The 19,103-nt window shown below is 64.2% G+C and carries 17 protein-coding genes and 1 riboswitch; of the genes, 10 read left to right on the top strand and 7 right to left on the bottom strand.

The window, feature by feature from the left end; all coding sequences use genetic code 11:
- Positions 1 to 37 precede the first annotated feature (37 nt).
- Together MU516_RS04210 and MU516_RS04205 are read left to right on the top strand one after the other, a co-directional pair.
- Entirely contained in the window at positions 38 to 2,317 is a 2,280-nt protein-coding gene (locus MU516_RS04210; protein ID WP_260275941.1) for an NADP-dependent malic enzyme, read from the top strand.
- Between the two features lie 239 nt (positions 2,318 to 2,556).
- Positions 2,557 to 4,446, top strand: coding sequence for a propionyl-CoA synthetase (locus tag MU516_RS04205; protein WP_260275940.1), 1,890 nt, complete (start codon positions 2,557 to 2,559; stop codon positions 4,444 to 4,446).
- A gap of 27 nt (positions 4,447 to 4,473) precedes the next feature.
- On the opposite strand, the gene MU516_RS04200 is transcribed toward MU516_RS04205, so the two are convergent.
- A complete protein-coding gene (locus MU516_RS04200) occupies positions 4,474 to 5,382 on the bottom strand; it encodes a DMT family transporter (RefSeq protein WP_260275939.1) in 909 nt (302 codons plus the stop codon).
- On the bottom strand, positions 5,379 to 6,074 hold the full coding sequence (locus MU516_RS04195; protein ID WP_260275938.1) for an HAD family hydrolase: 696 nt from the start codon (positions 6,072 to 6,074) through the stop codon (positions 5,379 to 5,381). The genes MU516_RS04200 and MU516_RS04195 overlap by 4 nt, the downstream gene beginning before the upstream one ends.
- Before the next feature lie 341 nt (positions 6,075 to 6,415).
- On the opposite strand from MU516_RS04195, the gene MU516_RS04190 reads away from it, so the two are divergent.
- From MU516_RS04190 to MU516_RS04160, 7 genes are all read left to right on the top strand, one after another.
- Positions 6,416 to 6,718, top strand: coding sequence for a hypothetical protein (locus MU516_RS04190; RefSeq protein ID WP_260275937.1), 303 nt, complete (start codon positions 6,416 to 6,418; stop codon positions 6,716 to 6,718).
- Positions 6,719 to 6,722: 4 nt separating this feature from the next.
- A complete protein-coding gene (locus MU516_RS04185) occupies positions 6,723 to 7,403 on the top strand; it encodes an NAD-dependent deacylase (protein WP_260275936.1) in 681 nt (226 codons plus the stop codon).
- A gap of 74 nt (positions 7,404 to 7,477) precedes the next feature.
- Positions 7,478 to 8,584, top strand: a complete 1,107-nt coding sequence (locus tag MU516_RS04180) for an endonuclease/exonuclease/phosphatase family protein (protein WP_260275935.1) — start codon at positions 7,478 to 7,480, stop codon at positions 8,582 to 8,584.
- A 35-nt stretch (positions 8,585 to 8,619) separates the two neighbouring features.
- Positions 8,620 to 8,812: riboswitch (cobalamin riboswitch) on the top strand.
- 121 nt (positions 8,813 to 8,933) lie between these two features.
- On the top strand, positions 8,934 to 10,745 hold the full coding sequence (locus MU516_RS04175; protein ID WP_260275934.1) for a TonB-dependent receptor plug domain-containing protein: 1,812 nt from the start codon (positions 8,934 to 8,936) through the stop codon (positions 10,743 to 10,745).
- A complete protein-coding gene (locus MU516_RS04170; RefSeq protein ID WP_260275933.1) occupies positions 10,720 to 11,547 on the top strand; it encodes an ABC transporter substrate-binding protein in 828 nt (275 codons plus the stop codon). Before MU516_RS04175 ends, MU516_RS04170 begins: the two co-directional genes overlap by 26 nt.
- Positions 11,544 to 12,530 carry a FecCD family ABC transporter permease gene (locus MU516_RS04165; RefSeq protein WP_260275932.1) on the top strand — a complete coding sequence of 329 codons (987 nt, stop codon included), beginning with the start codon at positions 11,544 to 11,546 and terminating at the stop codon, positions 12,528 to 12,530. The genes MU516_RS04170 and MU516_RS04165 overlap by 4 nt, the downstream gene beginning before the upstream one ends.
- Positions 12,530 to 13,264 carry an ABC transporter ATP-binding protein gene (locus MU516_RS04160; protein ID WP_260275931.1) on the top strand — a complete coding sequence of 245 codons (735 nt, stop codon included), beginning with the start codon at positions 12,530 to 12,532 and terminating at the stop codon, positions 13,262 to 13,264. Before MU516_RS04165 ends, MU516_RS04160 begins: the two co-directional genes overlap by 1 nt.
- 16 nt (positions 13,265 to 13,280) lie before the next feature.
- Here MU516_RS04160 and MU516_RS04155 read toward each other — a convergent pair whose 3' ends face one another.
- The 3 genes from MU516_RS04155 to MU516_RS04145 form a co-directional block, all read right to left on the bottom strand.
- Positions 13,281 to 13,958 carry a rhodanese-like domain-containing protein gene (locus tag MU516_RS04155; protein WP_260275930.1) on the bottom strand — a complete coding sequence of 226 codons (678 nt, stop codon included), beginning with the start codon at positions 13,956 to 13,958 and terminating at the stop codon, positions 13,281 to 13,283.
- Positions 13,959 to 14,037: 79 nt separating this feature from the next.
- Positions 14,038 to 14,673, bottom strand: a complete 636-nt coding sequence (gene parA / locus MU516_RS04150; RefSeq protein ID WP_260275929.1) for a ParA family partition ATPase — start codon at positions 14,671 to 14,673, stop codon at positions 14,038 to 14,040.
- A gap of 81 nt (positions 14,674 to 14,754) precedes the next feature.
- On the bottom strand, positions 14,755 to 15,078 hold the full coding sequence (locus MU516_RS04145; RefSeq protein WP_209055045.1) for an antibiotic biosynthesis monooxygenase family protein: 324 nt from the start codon (positions 15,076 to 15,078) through the stop codon (positions 14,755 to 14,757).
- A gap of 136 nt (positions 15,079 to 15,214) precedes the next feature.
- Here MU516_RS04145 and MU516_RS04140 point away from each other — a divergent pair, with 136 nt between their 5' ends.
- The gene (locus MU516_RS04140; RefSeq protein ID WP_260275928.1) at positions 15,215 to 16,264 is read left to right on the top strand and encodes a dipeptidase; all 1,050 of its coding nucleotides are present in this window, start codon (positions 15,215 to 15,217) and stop codon (positions 16,262 to 16,264) included.
- A gap of 142 nt (positions 16,265 to 16,406) precedes the next feature.
- Here the strand turns inward: MU516_RS04140 and MU516_RS04135 are convergent, their stop codons facing one another.
- Complete coding sequence (locus tag MU516_RS04135; RefSeq protein WP_260275927.1) at positions 16,407 to 17,687, bottom strand: helix-turn-helix domain-containing protein; 1,281 nt, start codon at positions 17,685 to 17,687, stop codon at positions 16,407 to 16,409.
- Positions 17,688 to 17,796: 109 nt separating this feature from the next.
- A complete protein-coding gene (gene hemA, locus MU516_RS04130) occupies positions 17,797 to 19,026 on the bottom strand; it encodes a 5-aminolevulinate synthase (protein WP_260275926.1) in 1,230 nt (409 codons plus the stop codon).
- Positions 19,027 to 19,103 lie beyond the last annotated feature (77 nt).

Raw genomic sequence — 19,103 nt, 5'->3', positions numbered from 1 at the left:
TTAACGGTGAACTAAATTCCCAGACGGAGGGGCAAGGATGGAAGATCGCAGGCAGGACAACGCGCGTCAGGCGGCACTGGATTATCACGAATTTCCGCGGCCCGGCAAACTCGAGATCCGAGCGACGAAGCCGTTGGCGAATGGACGCGATCTCAGCCGCGCCTATTCACCGGGCGTCGCCGAAGCCTGCCTGGAAATCAAGGCCGATCCGGCAACCGCCAGCCGCTATACCGCACGCGGCAACCTGGTCGCCGTGGTGTCGAACGGCACAGCCGTGCTTGGCCTGGGCAATATCGGCGCCGCCGCCTCCAAGCCCGTGATGGAGGGCAAGGCGGTCCTGTTCAAGAAATTCGCGAATATCGACTGCTTCGACATCGAGGTGGACCAGTCCGATCCCGAGAAGCTTGCCGATATCGTCTGCGCGCTGGAACCGACCTTCGGTGCGATCAACCTGGAAGACATCAAGGCGCCAGACTGTTTCATCGTCGAGAAGCTGTGCCGCGAACGGATGAACATCCCGGTCTTTCACGACGACCAGCACGGCACCGCCATCGTCGTCGGCGCCGCCGCCACGAACGCGCTGCGCGTGGCTGGCAAGACGTTCGAGGATATCAAGGTCGTCTCGACCGGCGGCGGGGCGGCTGGAATCGCCTGCCTGAACATGCTGCTGAAACTGGGCGTCAAGCGCGAGAATGTCTGGCTATGCGATATTAACGGGTTGGTGCATGAGGGCCGCGTCGAAGACATGAACCCGCAGAAGTCCGAATTCGCGCAAGCCAGCGACCTGCGGACCCTGTCCGAGGTGATCGACGGCGCGGACCTGTTCCTTGGGCTTTCGGGACCCGGCGTGCTGAAGCCCGAGATGGTCCAGAAAATGGCCGAACGTCCGATCATCTTCGCGCTTGCCAACCCGACGCCGGAGATCCTGCCAGACGATGTGCGCAGCGTCGCGCCCGATGCAATCATCGCCACCGGCCGCAGCGACTTTCCGAACCAGGTCAACAATGTCCTGTGCTTCCCGTTCATCTTCCGCGGCGCCCTGGATGTCGGCGCGACGACCATCAACGACGAGATGGAGATCGCCTGCGTCGAAGGCATCGCGGCCCTGGCGCGCGCCACAACCGCCGCCGAGGCCGCAGCGGCCTATCGCGGCGAGACGCTGACCTTCGGGGCTGATTACCTGATCCCCAAACCGTTCGATCCCCGTCTCGTCGGTATCGTCTCCAGCTCGGTCGCGCGCGCGGCGATGGAATCAGGGGTAGCCACCCGTCCGATCGAGGATCTGGACGCCTACAAGCGCAATCTGGACGGATCGGTCTTCCGTTCGGCGCTGATCATGCGCCCGGTCTTCGAAGCAGCCGCCACGACCCAGCGTCGGCTGGTCTTCGCCGAAGGCGAGGACGAACGCGTGCTGCGCGCCGCCAACGCGATGCTGGAAGAGACGACCGACGTGCCGATCCTGATCGGCCGTCCCGATGTCATCTCGACCCGCGCCGAACGCGCCGGACTGCCGATCCGTCCCGACAAGGATTTCGAGATCGTGAACCCCGAGAACGATCCCCGCTATCGCGATTATTGGGAGACATATCACCAACTGATGGCGCGGCGCGGCGTCAGCCCAGACATCGCCCGGGCGATCATGCGCACCAACACCACCGCCATCGCCGCCGTGATGGTTCACCGGGGCGAGGCCGACAGCCTGATCTGCGGCACGTTCGGACAGTATAACTGGCATCTGCAATATATCAGCCAGGTGCTTGCTCGCGGCGGGCTGCATCCGGTCGGCGCCTTGTCTATGATCATTCTTGAAGACGGGCCGTTGTTCATTGCCGACACGCAGTGCCACAACGACCCCACGCCCGAAGAGATCATGGAAACCGTGCTGGGTGCCGCGCGCCATGTCCGCCGCTTCGGCCTGACGCCCAAGATCGCGCTGTGCGCCCATTCGCAATTCGGCAACCTCGACACCTATACGGGCCGCAAGATGCGCGAAGCGCTGGCGCTGCTGGACGCGCGCGAGCCGGACTTCATGTATGACGGTGAAATGCATGTCGATGCGGCGCTGGACCCTGCGCTGCGCGAACGGATCTTCCCAGGCTCGCGCCTGGAAGGTGCCGCGAATGTTCTCGTCTTCCCGGGCACGGACGCCGCATCGGGTGTGCGCAACGCCCTGAAGATGCGTGCCAATGGTCTGGAGGTCGGCCCGATCCTGATGGGAATGGGCAACCGCGCCCATATCGTGACACCGTCGATCACGACGCGCGGTCTGTTGAACATGAGCGTGCTGGCAGGGACCCCGGTCGCCCATTACAGTTGACCCATGACAGAAGCGGCGCGGGCGAATCACCCCCGCCGCTTCTGACACGCAATCACCGTTGTTTTTGCAAACTTCGGCGCGGCGCGAAGTCGATTTTGCAGCGCCGCGCTGTTTGCAAACTTTGCCTGGCATGTTTAGCGAATTTTCGTCGCGGTCCCGTTTCCGATCCCGCTAACACTGTTGCGCGACAGCCTGAGCGCCCCGTAACACTTCGGGCAGCGTCAAGGAGGGGGCATAAGATGGCATACAGCGACATCTATGACGGCTGGAAATCAGATCCGGAAGGTTTCTGGATGCAGGCCGCCGACAAGATCGACTGGGACAGCCGCCCCAGCAGGGCCTATTTCGATCAGGGGCCCGTGGGCGAATGGTTTGCCGACGGCATGGTGAACACCTGCTGGAACGCGGTCGATCGCCATGTCGAGGCCGGTCGCGGCGATCAACTGGCGATCATCCATGACAGCCCGATCACCCACTCAGCCCGCGGCATCACCTTCCGCGAGCTGCAGTCACGCGTGGCCAGCCTTGCCGGCGCGCTGCGCGCCAAGGGCATCGAAAAGGGCGACCGCGTGATCATCTACATGCCAATGATCCCCGAGGCGCTGGAGGCGATGCTGGCCTGCGCGCGGCTGGGGGCGATCCACTCGGTCGTGTTCGGCGGCTTCGCCGCGCATGAACTGGCCGTCCGGATCGACGACGCACAGCCCAAGGCGATCATTGCAGCGTCCTGCGGGCTGGAGCCGGGACGGGTGATCCACTACAAGCCGTTGCTGGATGCCGCCATCGACGAGGCCAGGCACAAGCCCGATTTCTGCGTCATCTTTCAGCGTGAACAGGAAGTCGCCGGGCTGACACCGGGCCGCGATGTGGCCTGGCACGAATTCCAGCACGGCGTCGCCCCTGCAGATTGCGTGCCGGTCGAAGGCAACCACCCGGCCTATGTCCTTTATACGTCCGGCACGACCGGTCAGCCGAAAGGCGTGATCCGCCACACCGCAGGCCATCTGGTCGCGCTGAACTGGACGATGAGGAACATCTACGGCGTCGATGCCGGCGATGTCTTCTGGGCGGCATCCGATGTCGGCTGGGTCGTGGGCCACAGCTATATCTGCTATGGCCCGCTGATCGCGGGTGCCACCACCATCGTCTTCGAGGGCAAGCCCGTCGGCACGCCCGATGCCGGCACGTTCTGGCGGGTGATCCAGGATCATGGGGTGAAATCCTTCTTTACCGCGCCGACCGCGATACGCGCCGTCAAGCGCGAGGATCCAAAAGGTGAACTGATCCGGGACTATGATCTGTCCAGCCTGCAGGCGGTATTTCTGGCCGGGGAACGCGCCGATCCGGACACGATCCAGTGGCTGGAAGATCAGCTGCATCTGCCGGTGATCGATCACTGGTGGCAAACCGAAACGGGCTGGGCCATCGCCGCCAATCCGTTCGGGGTCGAAAAGCTGCCGATCAAGAAAGGCAGTCCTTCGGTCGCGATGCCCGGCTATGACGTGCAGGTTCTGGACGAGGCCGGGCATCCGGTCGAACCCGGAACGCTTGGCGCCATCGCGATCAGGCTGCCGTTGCCGCCGGGCACGCTGCCCTCGCTGTGGAACGCCGAAGACCGGTTCCGCAGGGCCTATCTGGATCACTTTCCCGGCTACTACGAGACCGGCGATGCGGGTTATGTCGACGAGGACGGATATCTTTACATCATGGCGCGCACCGACGACGTCATCAATGTCGCCGGTCACCGCCTGTCCACCGGCGCGATGGAAGAGGTGCTGTCGGGTCATCCGGCCGTCGCCGAATGCGCGGTCATCGGCGTCGCGGACAGTCTGAAGGGACAGATGCCGCTGGGTTTCCTGTGTCTCAAGAAAGGCGTCGAGACGCCCGACGACCAGGTGATGCGCGAGGTCGTCGCCCGCGTGCGCGACCAGATCGGACCGGTCGCGGCCTTCAAGCTGGCCTGCGTGGTGGACCGTCTGCCCAAGACCCGGTCGGGCAAGATCCTGCGCGCCACAATGGTCAAGATCGCGGATGGCGAGGATTTCAGAACACCCGCCACGATCGACGACCCGGCGATCCTGGACGAGATCAGGACGGCGCTGAAGGGTATCGGCTATCCGAAAGCCTGAAACGAGTGCCGTGCCCGTCGGCACACCTCAGCCTGGCCGAGTCAGACTGCTGGCGGGTGCGCGACGCGGGCGCCGGCGCAGCCTTGCCTCGCGCCACATGGCATAGCCGCCGGCGAACGCGATGATCGCCGCCCCGGCCAGCGTCCAGCCGTCCGGCCGTTCGGCGAAGACCAGAACGCCCAGAATGATCGCGAAGACCAGCCGCGAATATCGGAACGGTGCGATCGCGCCGATCTCGCCGATCCGTGTGGCGATCACCATGGTCATGTATCCCAGCAGCCCGAACCCCAGCGAGACAGCCATCATCCCGGCTTCGACCGGGTTCGGCATCACCATGTTTTGCCCGCCGATCAGGACCAGAACCGCGCCCGCCACGGACATCGACCCAAAGGCCGAAGCGGTCAGCAACCCCGAGCCGATCCGCGCGGGCAGTTGCCGCGTCACCAGATCGCGCACCGCCAGCGCGACTACCGCCACCAGGGCCAGAACTGACCCTGGCTGGAAGGCATCGGTGCCTGGCCTCACGATCATCATCACGCCGATCAGCCCAACGATGATCGAACTCCAGCGGCGCCAGCCTACAGGTTCGCCCAGCACCAGCGCGGCCCCCAATGTCATCAGCAGCGGCAGCGCCTGCAGGATCGCCGATGCGATGCTGAGATCACCGACCGACAAAGCGGTCAGAAAGCAGACGCCGCAAATCGCCTCGGATAGGTTGCGCAGCAGGACGCCGCGATGCAGCAGGTCGCGCCAGCGCAGACCTTCCGCACTGCGCGCCACCCAGGCCCCGAACACCACCATCCCGGCAAAGCCGATCATCAGCAGCAACTGCCCGATCGAGATGCCGCGCGACAGCAGCTTCAGCAGCGCATCCTCGCACGCGAAGGCGGCCATCCCCAGCGTCATCAGGGCAGCAGCGCGGGCATTGGGCGTCATGCACCGTCCTCCACCCTTGCGACCAACTGCGGCAGGTCGGCAATCGCGTCCAGATGATGCAGCCGCGGATGATCCGACGCCTCGGCCTGTTCGGCCAGCCAGGTCAGATCATGCGGAATGAAGACGCCGTGCCCGCCCAGTTCGACCACCGGCAGCACATCGCTGCGCATCGAATTACCGGCCATCATGAACCTGTCAGGCGCAACGCCGTGACGCGACAGAATGCGAGCATAGGCCTCGGGTGTCTTGTCGACAAGAATTTCGACCGCGTGGAAACGCTCGGCCAGACCCGATGCGGCGATCTTGCGCTCCTGGTCCATCAGATCGCCTTTGGTGATCAGGAACAGCCGGCGCCCGTCCAGATCCGCAAGCGCGTCCTCAACCCCCTCGATCAGGTGAACCGGGTGGGCCAGCATGTCCTGGCCCAGTTCAAGGATGCGGGCGATGGCGCAACCATCGATCCGGGCATCCGTCAATTCGATTGCGGTCTGCACCATCGACAGCATGAAGCCCTTGATGCCGTATCCGTAACGCTGAAGGTTGCGCCGCTCGGTCTCATAAAGCCGGCTTGCCACGGTGTCGGGATCGCAGTGATCGGCAAGCAGCGCTGCGAACTGGGCTTCCGTGACGCGGAAGAAGGTCTCGTTCTCCCACAGCGTATCATCGGCATCCAGCCCGATCGCGTCGATCATCGTCCCCTCCTGCGTCCAGATGCCGCAGCACCCGCGGCAAGGCGCACCGAGATCATGGCGCGTCGCGGTTGTCAAATGCGTCGGGCCACGGCGCATCCATGAAGACAGCCGGCGGCAGGGCGTTGATCCCGCATCGAATATCTTGCCGGCGGTGGGCATCGCCACACCGGTCACTGACCGCAGCGCCGCGCCGGATCGGAAGATCACGGACGCTCTCATCGTGGTGATTGAGCGAGCTTAACGTTTTTGCTATGACTTGGGACTATGAAGAGGGCATCGAGACCGGTCCAGCCGGCACCCCTCTCGCAGAGGATAGGTTCAGGAACCCGAGGAGACAGTCCATGCTGAATCGCATCGTGATCGCGGCCGCCGCCGTGATGATGACCGCTCCGCTGGCCATGGCCGGCCCCATCGACAGTGCATGCATCAGATCAGACCGCGCGCGCGGCAACGCCCCGCTGTGCGGTTGCATCCAGCAGGTCGCCAACCAGACGCTGTCGCGTTCCGATCAGCGCCGCGCGGCCGATTTCTTCCGCGACCCGCATCAGGCGCAGGTCGTGCGCATGTCGAAAAGCAACGCCGACAACGCATTCTGGGCGCGCTACAAGAAATTCGCAGGCGCGGCCGAGGCATATTGCCGCTGAGTGAATGCACATCACCGTCCTGACAGGCGCAGGCATTTCCGCCGAAAGCGGGCTTGCCACCTTTCGCGCCAGCGACGGGCTGTGGGAACAACACCGGATCGAGGATGTCGCCACCCCCGAGGCCTTTGCCCGGGACCCTGATCTGGTGCATGGCTTTTACAATGCCCGTCGGACCAGGGCCGCCGCCGCGCATCCGAACCCGGCCCACCGCGCGCTTGTCGAACTGGCCCGCCATCACGATCTGACCCTGGTCACGCAGAATGTCGATGAGCTGCACGAACGCGCGGGCAGTTCCGACGTGATCCACATGCATGGCAGCCTGCGCCGCGCGCTGTGTGCGGCATGCGAACATCGCTGGGACGCACCTGCGGCGATGTCGGCAACTGATCCCTGTCCGCGCTGCAACAAACCCGCGACGCGGCCCGACATCGTCTGGTTCGGCGAGATGCCCTATCACATGGAACGGATCTGGCAGGCGCTTGAGGCGGCCGACATCTTCGCAGCGATCGGCACCTCGGGCAATGTCTATCCGGCGGCGGGATTTGCGCAGCACGCGGGCAGGATGGGCGCGGAATGTCTGGAGTTCAATCTGGACGACAGCGCCAACGCCCGCGATTTCGACCGCCGCATCCACGGCCCGGCTTCGGCAACGGTGCCGGAATGGGTCAACGCGATCTGCCGCTGACACGGGACGCGCCGTCACGCGGCTTTCATGATAGGATCGCAATATCATCCTGTTGCGACCGATGAGGCCCTGTCATGAAACTTGCCGTCTGGAATCTGGAATGGCTGAACGACATGGTGACGACCGACGATCAGGGTCAGCCGGTCCTGAAGCCGGACGATGCACGGGTGCGCGGACCCAAGCCACCCTGGCAGACCGAGAACCCGACCGTGGCCGCACGCAGCGCGCTGATCGCCGAGGGGCTGGCCGATCTGGATGCCGACGCCATCGTCGTGGTCGAGGGACCGAATCTGACCTCCGAACTGCAGGCGATCTTCGACGCGCTGGCGCCGGGGGAATGGCTTTGCCATGTGCAGCGATCCCGTTATCAGTCGCGGCCCGGCGCCGACGGCCGCCGTCTGGGCTCTGCGCAATGTGTGGGTATCGCGCTGCGCACCGATCGCGGCCGGTTCGCAGATCCGCCCGCGATCTTCTGGGACAGCGAGGATCCAGCCTCCGGCAGCATTCACGCAGCGTCGGAACCGTTCTTCCTGGATATCGAGGAAGATGGCGTCTTCGAATGGTTCCGCTACGAGCGCCGTCCACTTTATGTCGAGATCCGGCCCGCCAATGGTCGCTCGTTCCGCGTGCTGGGGCTGCATCTGAAATCCAAGGGAATTTTTCAGGCCTATGAATGGTCGAAATGGTGGCAACTTGCCGACGCCAACCGCCGCCGACTGCTGGCACAGTGCCGCCATATCCGGACACATTTCCTGGACCCCTATCTGACCGCGGCCGAGACCTCGGGGATACCTCTGGTCGTCTGCGGCGACATCAACGACGGTCCGGGTTTTGACACGTCCGAGATGCGCCTGCTGGCATCGGGCGTCGAGACCCTGATGGGATCGGTCTGGAAGCCCGTGCTGACACTTGGCAACGCGCTGTACGACAGCCTGCCGGTCAAGGATCGGGACGGCCTCGATTTCAGCGACCTCAGTACCACGCGCTTTCCCGATCCGATCTTCAACGACACTCATCACCGGGTCTGGATCGACCATATCCTGTATTCTCGCAACGCGCCGGCCGGCTGGGTCACCGAGGCCGCGATCCCGCGCGAGACGGCGGCGGGGACCGAGTACTGGAAGATCAGCGACCATTTTCCGGTCATCGCGCGCATCAGTCTGCCCGCCCCGATCGCATAAGCGCGTTTAATCCTTGCGCGAATCCAGAGGCTGGGTTAACCCCGCCCTGCCTCGGTTCCGGGCCATGCCCGGTGAAAAGGGAATGCGGTGCAACTCCGCAGCTGCCCCCGCAACTGTCAGCGGCGAGCGAGGCCGGAAAATGCCACTGTCCGCATCCGCGCGGATGGGAAGGTCCGGCCAAGCCATGACCCGCGAAGTCAGGAGACCTGCCGAAGGCGATCACCCTGAGTGCATGCGTGGGGCATGTGCGAAGCGGATCTTCCGTCGTGGTGGTATTCGCCGTCCGGCAGAATCTCTTCCGGACAACACGCATCGCGCCCGCCCCGGGCGACCGGAAGGACCCTATCTCGTGAAACATCTTGCCATCCTGGCCGCGACCTCAGCCGCGACCGCCCTGCCCGCCACAGCGCAGGAAACCTATGTGCTGCCTGAAATCACCCTGACCGCCAATCTGGAGGAAACCGAACTCAGCCGATCCGGCAGTTCGGTATCGATCCTGACCGATGCGCAGCTTGCTGACCGGGCCGGGCAGCCGCTGGCGCGCAGCCTGACCCGACTGCCCGGCGTGACCTGGCGGCAATCGGGGTCGCTTGGCACCACCGGGTCAATTCAGCTTCGCGGCGCGCCTGCCCAGTATCTGCCGACGATCATAGACGGAATCGATATTTCCGATCCCGCCGCCGGACAGCCCTATTTCGATATCGGTGGTCTGACGACCGCGTCCATCGGCAGGGTCGAATTGCTGCGTGGCGCACAATCCGCACTCTACGGCTCTCGTGCGGTGGCCGGGGTTCTGAACCTTCAGTCGCTGCGACCAACGGAAGACGGGCTTCAACACAGCTTCTCGATAGAGGCAGGCAGTTACAATACCCTTCAGGCCGGCTATGGGGTCACGCTGCGGCAGGATGACACCGATCTGGCCTTTTCCGCGACGCGAATTCACAGCGATGGATTCTCCGCACGCGACGAGAATGACGGCAATTTCGAGGAGGATGGTTATGACGCGACGCGCCTTACCTTCTATGCCGCGCACAGGCTGCAAAATGGCGCAAGGATCGGCCTGAACGGGTTCTGGGAAGACAGCACGGGCGACTTTGACGATTTCGAAGGCGATGCCGCGGGCACGCCGGGTGACGATTATTCTGAAAAGTCATCCTATGGCCTGCGGGCGTTCGCGGATTTCACAACAGGTGCCGTCGATCACCAAGTCGCGCTGACCCGGTATCATATCGACCGCACAAGCTGGTCGAACGGATTTTCAACGCCGTTCGTCGGAACCCGCGACAAGCTGTCCTGGCAGGGTGCGACCGATATCGGTGCGTCCGGCGCGCGCGTGGTGTTCGGGGCCGAGTCCGAAAAGGAAAAGGCGGACGGCCTGGGTGATACCCGGCTTTCAGGGGTCTTCGGGCAGCTAAGCGCCCCGGTGGGCACCGATATCGACCTCAGCGCCTCGCTGCGGCGCGACGACCACTCGCGGTTCGGCGGGTTCACATCGGGCCGGTTGGCAGGGGTCTGGCGGGTCCGCGAAGATCTTCTGCTTCGCGCGGCTTTCGGCAACGGTTTCCGCGCGCCCTCGCTTTATGAACTGTTTGGACCTTATGGCGATGCGGGCCTGGATCGTGAAGAAAGCCGCACCGCCGAAATCGGCATTGAAAAACGTTGGGCCGATGACGGGTATATGCGTGCGACCGCCTTCTGGACCGAGGCCGACAGCCTGATCGGGTTCGATCCGGCTTCGACCGCCTGTGGCCAACCATTCGGCTGCTATGCGCAGGTCGATGGCAAGGCGCGGCGCAGGGGAGTCGAGTTGGACGGACGTCACGCATTTGGCCTAGGCTACGCGGTGACGGGCAGCTTCACCTACACCGATAATCAGGTCGCTTCGGAATGGGCAGAAGTGCCGCAACAAGTCCTGAACCTGGGGTTCCAGAAGGCGTTCGCGACCGGAACGAAGGCCGAAATCGCGCTTCAGCACGTCGCAAAGCGTCCAAATGACATGGGCGATTTCACCACCGTCGATCTGCTGCTGACCCATGACGTGCACCCGAACGCCGAGGCATATCTGCGGGTCGAGAACCTATTTGATGAGGAATATCAACTGAACGACGGCTACGGCATGCCGGACAGGTCGGTCTATGCGGGCATTCGTGCGTCGTTCTGACCGCATACGCCGCTGGCTGACGGCGGCACTGATCGCCGCCGCCGGATCAGCCATCGCCTCTTCTGCCGGGGCCGCGCCGCAGCGCGTGGTGTCGATGAATCTGTGCACCGACCAGATCGCGATGCTGCTGGCGGCGCCGGGGCAACTGGTCTCGGTCAGTGATCTGGCGCGCGATCCGCGCATGTCGCCGATGGCTGATCGGGCGCAGGACTATCCGATCAATCATGGCCGCGCCGAGGAAATCTATCTCATGCGCCCGGATCTGGTCATTGCCGGGCAATATGCGTCGGGTCCGACGGTCGCGATGCTGCGCAGACTGGGTGTCCGGGTCGAGGTGCTGCCGCCCGCCGAAGACATCGACGCGATCCGGGCCGAAATCATGCGCATGGGCGGGCTTCTGGGACGCGAGGACAAGGCCGCCGAGGTTCTTGCACGGTTCGAACGCGGTCTGATCTTGGCTGATAGCAATGCGGACCGGGGTCGCGCGGCGCTGTATTACGCCAACGGCTATACATCAGGGCGCGACACGCTGGCCGGCACGATTCTGACGGCGGCGGGATACCGCAATGTCGCCGACGATCTGGGGATCACCGACACTCGCAGCCTGCCGCTGGAAATGCTGGTCATGGCGCGACCCGACCGGCTGATCACGGGGGCGAAATGGCCTGGCCAGTCGCGTGGCGAGGCCATCCTGGATCATCCGGCGCTGGCACGGATCGCCCCCGAGACCGCCGAGGTCACCGACCGCGACTGGGTTTGCGGCACACCCTTCGTCCTGCGGGCCATCGAGGCGCTGAAGTGAAACCCCTGTTCGCCACCCTCGCCTTGCTTGTCGCGGCGCTGTTCGCGATTTCTCTGATGACCGGGCCGGCGGGGATCGGTGCGCTGGACGGTCTGCGGTCGCTGATCCTGGGCGGCGACGGCCCGATGCCCATTGTGATGCGTGAAATCCGGCTACCCCGCGCCCTTCTTGGCCTGGCGGTCGGGGCGGGGCTTGGCCTGACCGGTGCCGCGATGCAGGGCTATCTGCGCAACCCGTTGGCCGAACCGGGATTGATCGGCGTCTCGGGCATGGCGGCATTGGGTGCCGTCATCGCAATCCAGACCGGGTTATCGCTCGGCACCGCACTGGCCCTGCCCGCCACGGCGCTGACGGGCGCCGCGATCGGCGTCGGTCTGCTGGTCGCGCTTGCTGGGCCGCGCGGCGGATCTGTGACGCTGATCCTCGCGGGCATCGCCATATCGGCCCTTGCGGGCGCCGGCACGGCGCTGGTCCTGAACCTGTCGCCCAACCCCTATGCCGCGAACGAGATCGTATTCTGGCTGATGGGATCGCTGGCGGACCGGTCGATGGTTCATGTCTGGCTGGCGCTGCCGCCGATGCTGCTTGGGGCGGCGCTGATCTGGACGACGGGGCGCGGGTTGGACGCGCTGACACTGGGGGAATCGGCGGCATCGGCGATGGGTGTCTCAGCGACCGGTCTGCGCTGGCGACTGATCGCCGGCGTCGCGTTGATCGTCGGGCCCGCGACGGCGGTTGCCGGGGTGATCGGCTTTGTCGGGCTGGTCGTGCCACATATCCTGCGCCCGTGGGTTGCGGCACGGCCATCCGCGCTGCTGCCAGCCTCGGCGCTTGGCGGGGCTGCGCTGCTGCTTGCGGCAGATATTGCGGTGCGGCTGATCCTGCCGGAACGCGATCTGAAGCTGGGGGTTCTGACCGCGCTTGTCGGGGCGCCGCTGTTTCTGCACCTGATCTGGAAAACCCGCAGCGGAGGACGCGTCTGATGCTGGAACTGCAGGGCCTGTCCGTCACCCGCCGCAACCGACCGGTGCTGGACCGCGTCAGCCTGAGCGTGGCGGCCGGTGAACTGGTCGGCCTGATCGGACCCAACGGGGCGGGCAAATCCACCCTGATGGAGGCGGCACTGGGACTGATCCCGTTCAGCGGCGCGTCGAACCTTGCGGCGATGGCGGCGACCGACCGGGCGCGTGCCGCCGCCTATCTTCCGCAATCGCGCGAGATCGCCTGGCCCGTCAGCGTCGAGGATCTGATCGCCCTTGGCCGTATTCCCTGGCCCGGCGGCGGACGCGGCCCCGCCGATCGCGCCGCCATCGACGCGGCGATCGCCCGCATGCACCTGCAGGATTTCCGGACGCGCACCGCCCTGCGCCTGTCGGGGGGCGAACAGACCCGCGCCCTGATCGCCCGCGCGCTGGCCCAGGAAACGCCGCTGCTGATCGCGGACGAACCCATCGCCGGTCTTGATCCAGCGCAGCAGCTTGCTTGTCTTCGCCTGTTTCGCGCACTGGCGACGGAAGGCCGCGGTCTGCTGGTCTCGATCCATGATCTGGGAATGGCCGCACGGTTCTGCACGCGCCTTGTCCTGCTGGACAAGGGGCAGGTTCTGGCGGACGGAGCCCCCGATCAGGTGCTGACCGACGATCTGTTGCGCCGCGCCTTCGGAATTACCGCGCGGCGTATCGACACGCCGGATGGGCCCGCGATCCTGCCGATCTAGGCCGCCCAATGCCCCTTCATTTCCCGTCTTCCTCGACCGGCGCAGCGCCGTCCATGGCAGCCTCGGTCGTGGTTTCCTCGACCACCGGGTTGCCGGACCCACCCGCGACGGTCAGTCCCAGAAGCCGCCAGGTCTGCATGCCACCGCGATAATAGCTGATCCGGTCGGCGGGAAAGCCCGCATCGATCATCGCCCGGATCGCGGTCGGAGACTGGCCGCACCACAGACCGTTGCAGAACAGGATCGCCCGATCGGCATTGGCACAGTCGAACTGACCGTCGAAATCTGGTTCGCAGCTCAATTTGGCAAGCTGTTCGACCGCCTGAGTATAGGGAATATTGATCGCGCCGGGGATCGTGCCGGTCGCGTACCAGTCGGGCGTGCGGGAATCCACCACCGTCGCATTGCCGGTCTTCAGGGCGTCCAACAGCTCGAGTTCGCCGATGGTTTCCACGCCCTCGGCGGGTGTATTCGGCTGGATGCAGAATGGCGGGCAGTCGCGCCCCACCAACGCCCAATCACCTTCCAGCGTCGCCCCCTCGGCCTGTTCACGCTTGATCTCGACAGGGCCATCGGCCGTCTCGACCGTCACGCTGGCCATGTCGGCAGTGATCCCCACGCGGGGTGCATCCTGCGCGTGCGCCAGTTGCGGTGCGGCGACAAGCGCCGACAAAACGACAAGATTACGAAACATTCCGTGCCTCCTCCTCGGATTTGAAGAAGCGTAGCACGGATGGCTGCGAGAGGGCAGTTGATATTCTAATATCGGAATTTCAGCTGATGATCGACAGAACCTCGTCGGTCAGTGCCAACACCTCGTCGCGCGCGGGACCTGTGCGCGCACGCTCGATCGCACCCAACCCCACGCCCAAGGTCTCGGCATAGACGACGCGATTGGCGATCTGGGTCTTCGCGACCGTCGCGCCCAGTTCGACGGCCTTTTCCGCGACCTCGACCGACAGGCGCGTGTTCGGACGGACGCGATTCAGCACGACCAGAACAGGCGCCTTTTCACGCCGCGCAAGGTCCAGAACGCCCTCGGTCGCCCACAGATCAACATGACTTGTCGCAACCGGCACCATAACCAGATCTGCGACCCGCAGCGCCGGTCGCAGATCGCTGTCGATCTTTGGCGGCGTATCGACGATCACATAATCGAAACGCTTCTTCAGCTTTTCGGATTCGTAGCTGGCCCCCCAGGCCGACGAGGTCGAGAAATCCATGGCCTCATCCTCGCCCTGCGCCTGCATCCGCTCAATGAACCAGCGTCCCATGCTGCCTTGCGGATCCGTATCGACCAAGGCCACGGAATGGCCGCGCCCATGCAGCGCAACCGCCAGGTTCACAGCCAGCGTCGTCTTGCCCGAGCCGCCCTTCTGCTGCGCCACCGTGATGATCCTGCCTGCCATGCCTGCCGCTCCTTCACCGTGATTTTACCGGACGTTAGCGCCCCGTTGGCACGATTGCACGGGGTATTTGCACACGCAGCATCAGCCGTCGAAGACAGATTGCAGTTCGTACATGACCGGCTCGAAGCTTTTGCACATCGAGTGGATGGCGCGGTTGCGGGCGCGCATTTCATCGGTGCGCAGCATCGCCTGGTAGTCCTTGCGATCGCGCCATTGCGAATAGGTGGCGATCCGGGTCTGCGCGTCGTTCAGATGGATGGCGCCAGAGATGAATCCCGGCTGGACCCGGATCACCTGATCCCACGCATCGGTCAGCAGATCCAGCACGTCATGGGCGCTGCCCGGCGTGACCTCGAACGTGCAGATGACGGTCTGGCCGTCGAAATCGGAACGGATATCAGGCATGGCTTGCCTCCCTCTGGCTGTGCCGTTGTCCCAGCCTAGGCGGATTTTCCCTGCTGACAAGCCACCAAGGTGCGGGGCATTGTCGCCGCCCCGCGCACGGTGCATGGTCGGCACAAAGCAGTTAAGGAGCCTTGCGATGATCCCGGTATTCGACGGCCACAACGATTTTATCCAGCGCGTCGTGGCGGCCGGCGCCGATGGCACGCGGGTCTGGCTGGAAGGCGATGGCACCGGCCATCTCGACTTGCCCCGGATGCGCGCGGGCGGCATGGTCGGCGGGTTTTTCGCGATCTGGATCCCCTCGCCCTCGGGACCGAACGACGCCGAAACCGTCACCCTGATGCAGAATCCGCCCTTCGCGCTGCCGTTGCCCGACCAGATCGATCATGACATCGCCCTGCCCCATGCTTTCCGACAGGCCGCTGCGCTGAAAGCGTTGGAGCGGACCGGGACGCTGGAAATCGTGACCGATGCCGCCCATCTGCGGCGCAGCATCGATGCCGGCAGGATCGCGGCCATCATGCATATGGAGGGCGCCGAAGCGATCGGTGACATGGACGCACTGCATTTGTGGCACGCTGCGGGTCTGCGGTCATTGGGGCCGGTCTGGTCGCGGCCGACTGCCTACGCCGAGGGAGTGCCCTTCGCATTTCCGGCCGGACCCGATACCGGCGGCGGCCTGACGCAGGCTGGCAAGGATCTGGTCCGCGAATGCAACGCGCTGAAGATCATGCTGGACCTGTCGCATCTGAACGAGGCCGGTTTCAACGACATCGCGCAACTGTCGGACGCCCCGCTGGTCGCCAGCCACAGTTGCGTGCATGAGATCTGCCCCAGCGCCCGCAACCTGACCGACCGGCAATTGCAGGTCATCGCCGATAGCGGCGGGCTGGTCGGGCTGAACTATGCGTCAAGCTTTCTGCGTGAGGACGGCAAGCGCCTGCCGCTGGAAGATCTGGATACGATGCTGCGGCATCTGGATCATCTGCTAGCGATCCTGGGTGAGGATGGCGTGGCGCTTGGATCGGATTTCGATGGGGCATTGATGCCCCGCGATCTGCCCGATGCATCTGCCCTGCCCGTGTTGCTTCAGGCGATGGCAGCGCATGGATACGGCGAGGCCCTGATCCGCAAGATCGCCAGCGAAAACTGGATCGGCGTCCTGCAGCGCAGCTGGGACGGCTGACTGCGGACAATCACATACTGCGCTGACAGCCAGTCGCGGACGCGAAGCAACAGCGCATCCGCATGGAAGGTGAAAGTGCCCACTGCCCCTTCATTCCGAACGCGAGACGACGGGTATCAGGCCGGTACAGGTTCAGACCACATTACTCGGTCGCCTGAGCCTCCAGCCCGGTCGTGGCCGGGCTGGCCTGCGCGATCGAAACCATCTGCGCAAGTTCGGGATCGGCATCCAGATCGGCAAGCGCGAATTTCTCGCTGAGCGTGTCGGGTGCAAGTTCGATGTTCTTTACCACCTGCGGCCCGGGGGCGGCTGGACCATAGGTCTGACCGTTGACTGCGAAATACACGGCCCCGGAATTGCCGGTCCGCAGCCGCGGCGCCTCTTCCAGCTTGGGCAGTGCAAAGCGCTCGCCTGCATCCATGATCTTTTCCAGCAGCACGGTGCCATCTGCAGTCGTCACCCGGACCCACGCGGGACGGGCGGCCAGCAGCTCCAGTTGCGGCGCATCCTCGGCCAGGGTGCGGACGGGTGCGGATTGTTCATCGCCGTCATCAGCCATTTGCGGGCCATAGGCCATCGCGCGCGACGCCGGGGCGGATTGTGATGGGGCATCGCCCTGCGTGGTCACATCGGAGGACGCAAGCGACAGCTCTCCGGGCAGGCTCAGGCCAGGGTCGATGGCCGCGATCGGACCGTCGCGCGCGGTCAGCACCGGCGCTTCCAGCGTGCGCGGACGATAAAGCCGGTCCAGCGCCTCGGGCTGGGGCAGGTTCTGGGCCAGGACCGCGACATCCGTCATATCAAGCGCAGGATCAGGCATGGACGCGCCTTCGACCGGGTCCAATGCGGTCACGACGCCGGGCCTGTCGTCGCCGGGCGTCAACGTCACACGCTGAACCTCTTGCAGGACAGACCACCCGCCATAGGCAAGACCACACAGCAACGCCACCAACACCAGCAGCGAGCCCATTGCGCGCGGCTCCACATCCGACCAGAAGCTTTCCTGCTTGGGCAGAAACAGCGCGTGCGGATTGGCCAAGGCCTCGGCCGGGTCGGAAGGACGCCTGCCCGGTTTCGGACCGGATGCGGACGCGGCCATTCCGTGGGTCGGCTGGAAACCCGATTCGGCACAGAACCGCCGGAACGTCCAGTCGGTGTCCATTCCAAGATAGCGCGCATAGGACCTGACATAGCCCGAGACGAAGCTGGGCGTATCAAAGGCCGTTACATCGCAATTTTCTATCGCCGCGACATAGGAGGCGCGGATTCGCAACTCGCGCTGCACATCCAGCAGCGACTTACCCAAGGTGGCGCGCTCGCCTCGCATGATGTCGCCAAGGCGTGTGTCATCGTCGAGGAAATGATGCACCTCCTCCACCCGATCGCTCTCCTCTGCCGGGACGTCAGCCCGCAGCCTGCTCATTCCGTTTGCCTCATCTGCCCGGTAACAGGAACGCCCGAATCGGACGCTACCTTGGTTTGATTAAGCCAAGGTTATCACGCTGGCGAGAGCAGTTCACCCGTCGATTTGGTCACGCGCTCAATTCATTGCGATTCAGCGCACAGTGCGACCATAGCGCATCCATCGCGCGCACCAGGTGATCGATCTGTTTCGGATCATGCACCGGCGAGGGCGTAAAGCGCAGACGTTCCGTTCCGCGCGGGACGGTGGGGAAATTGATCGGCTGGACATAGATTCCATAGTCCCGCAGCAGCATGTCGGACAGCTGCTTGCAGTGAACAGGATGGCCGACATGGACCGGAACGATGTGGCTGCCGTGATCGATGATCGGCATGCCAAGCGATTTCAGTCGCATCTTCAGGATCCGAGCATGAAGTTGCTGGGCATCACGCAGATGTTGTCCGCCTTCGCCTTTCAGGAAACGGATCGACGCCGCCGCCCCCGCCGCCACGGCAGGCGGAAGCGACGTGGTGAAGATGAAGCCTGGTGCGTAGGACCGGATCGCATCGCACAGCTTGGCCGAGCCGGCGATATAGCCGCCAAAGACCCCGAATGCCTTGCCAAGCGTTCCGTTGATCAGGTCGATCCGGCCGGACAGACCATCACGCTCGGCGACGCCGCCACCGCGGGGGCCATACATGCCGACTGCGTGCACCTCGTCCAGATAGGTCAGCGCGCCGAATTCCTCGGCCAGATCGCAGATCGCCTCGACCGGGCCGAAATCGCCGTCCATCGAATAGATCGATTCAAACGCGATCAGCTTTGGCGCGGCAGGATCGTCAGACTGCAGCAACTCGCGCAGATGGTCCAGATCGTTGTGACGGAAGATCCGCTTGGCGCCACCATTGCGCTTGATCCCCTCGATCATCGAGGCATGGTTCAGCGCATCGGAATAGATGATTAGGCCCGGAAACAGTTTCGGCAGGGTCGACAGCGTGGCGTCATTGGCGATGTAGGCGGATGAGAAGACAAGCGCGGCTTCCTTGTCATGCAGATCGGCCAGTTCGGCTTCCAGTCGCTTGTGATAGACGGTGGTGCCGCTGATATTGCGGGTGCCGCCGGACCCTGCGCCGACCGCGTCGAGGGCCTCGTGCATGGCCGACAGAACGGCCTGATGCTGGCCCATGCCCAGATAGTCGTTGCCGCACCAGACGGTGATTTCCTGCTGCTCGCCATCGGGGCGCGTCCAGACTGCCTGCGGAAACCGACCCTTGTCACGTTCGATATCGATGAACGTGCGATAGCGGCCTTCTTCATGAAGACGTCCTATCGCCTGATCCAAGGCAGCATCGTAATTCATTGCAGGCGTTCCCTTGCGTAGCTTGCTGGGTGCGATCATGTTCCGATCACGCGCGGCACGTCGTTGATACATGTCAA

Origin of the sequence: Paracoccus maritimus, assembly GCF_025195095.1 — a bacterium.
GTDB classification, from domain to species: domain Bacteria; phylum Pseudomonadota; class Alphaproteobacteria; order Rhodobacterales; family Rhodobacteraceae; genus Paracoccus; species Paracoccus maritimus.
Note: the sequence above shows the minus strand (reverse complement) of the source record. Positions and strands in the feature narration are given on the sequence as shown.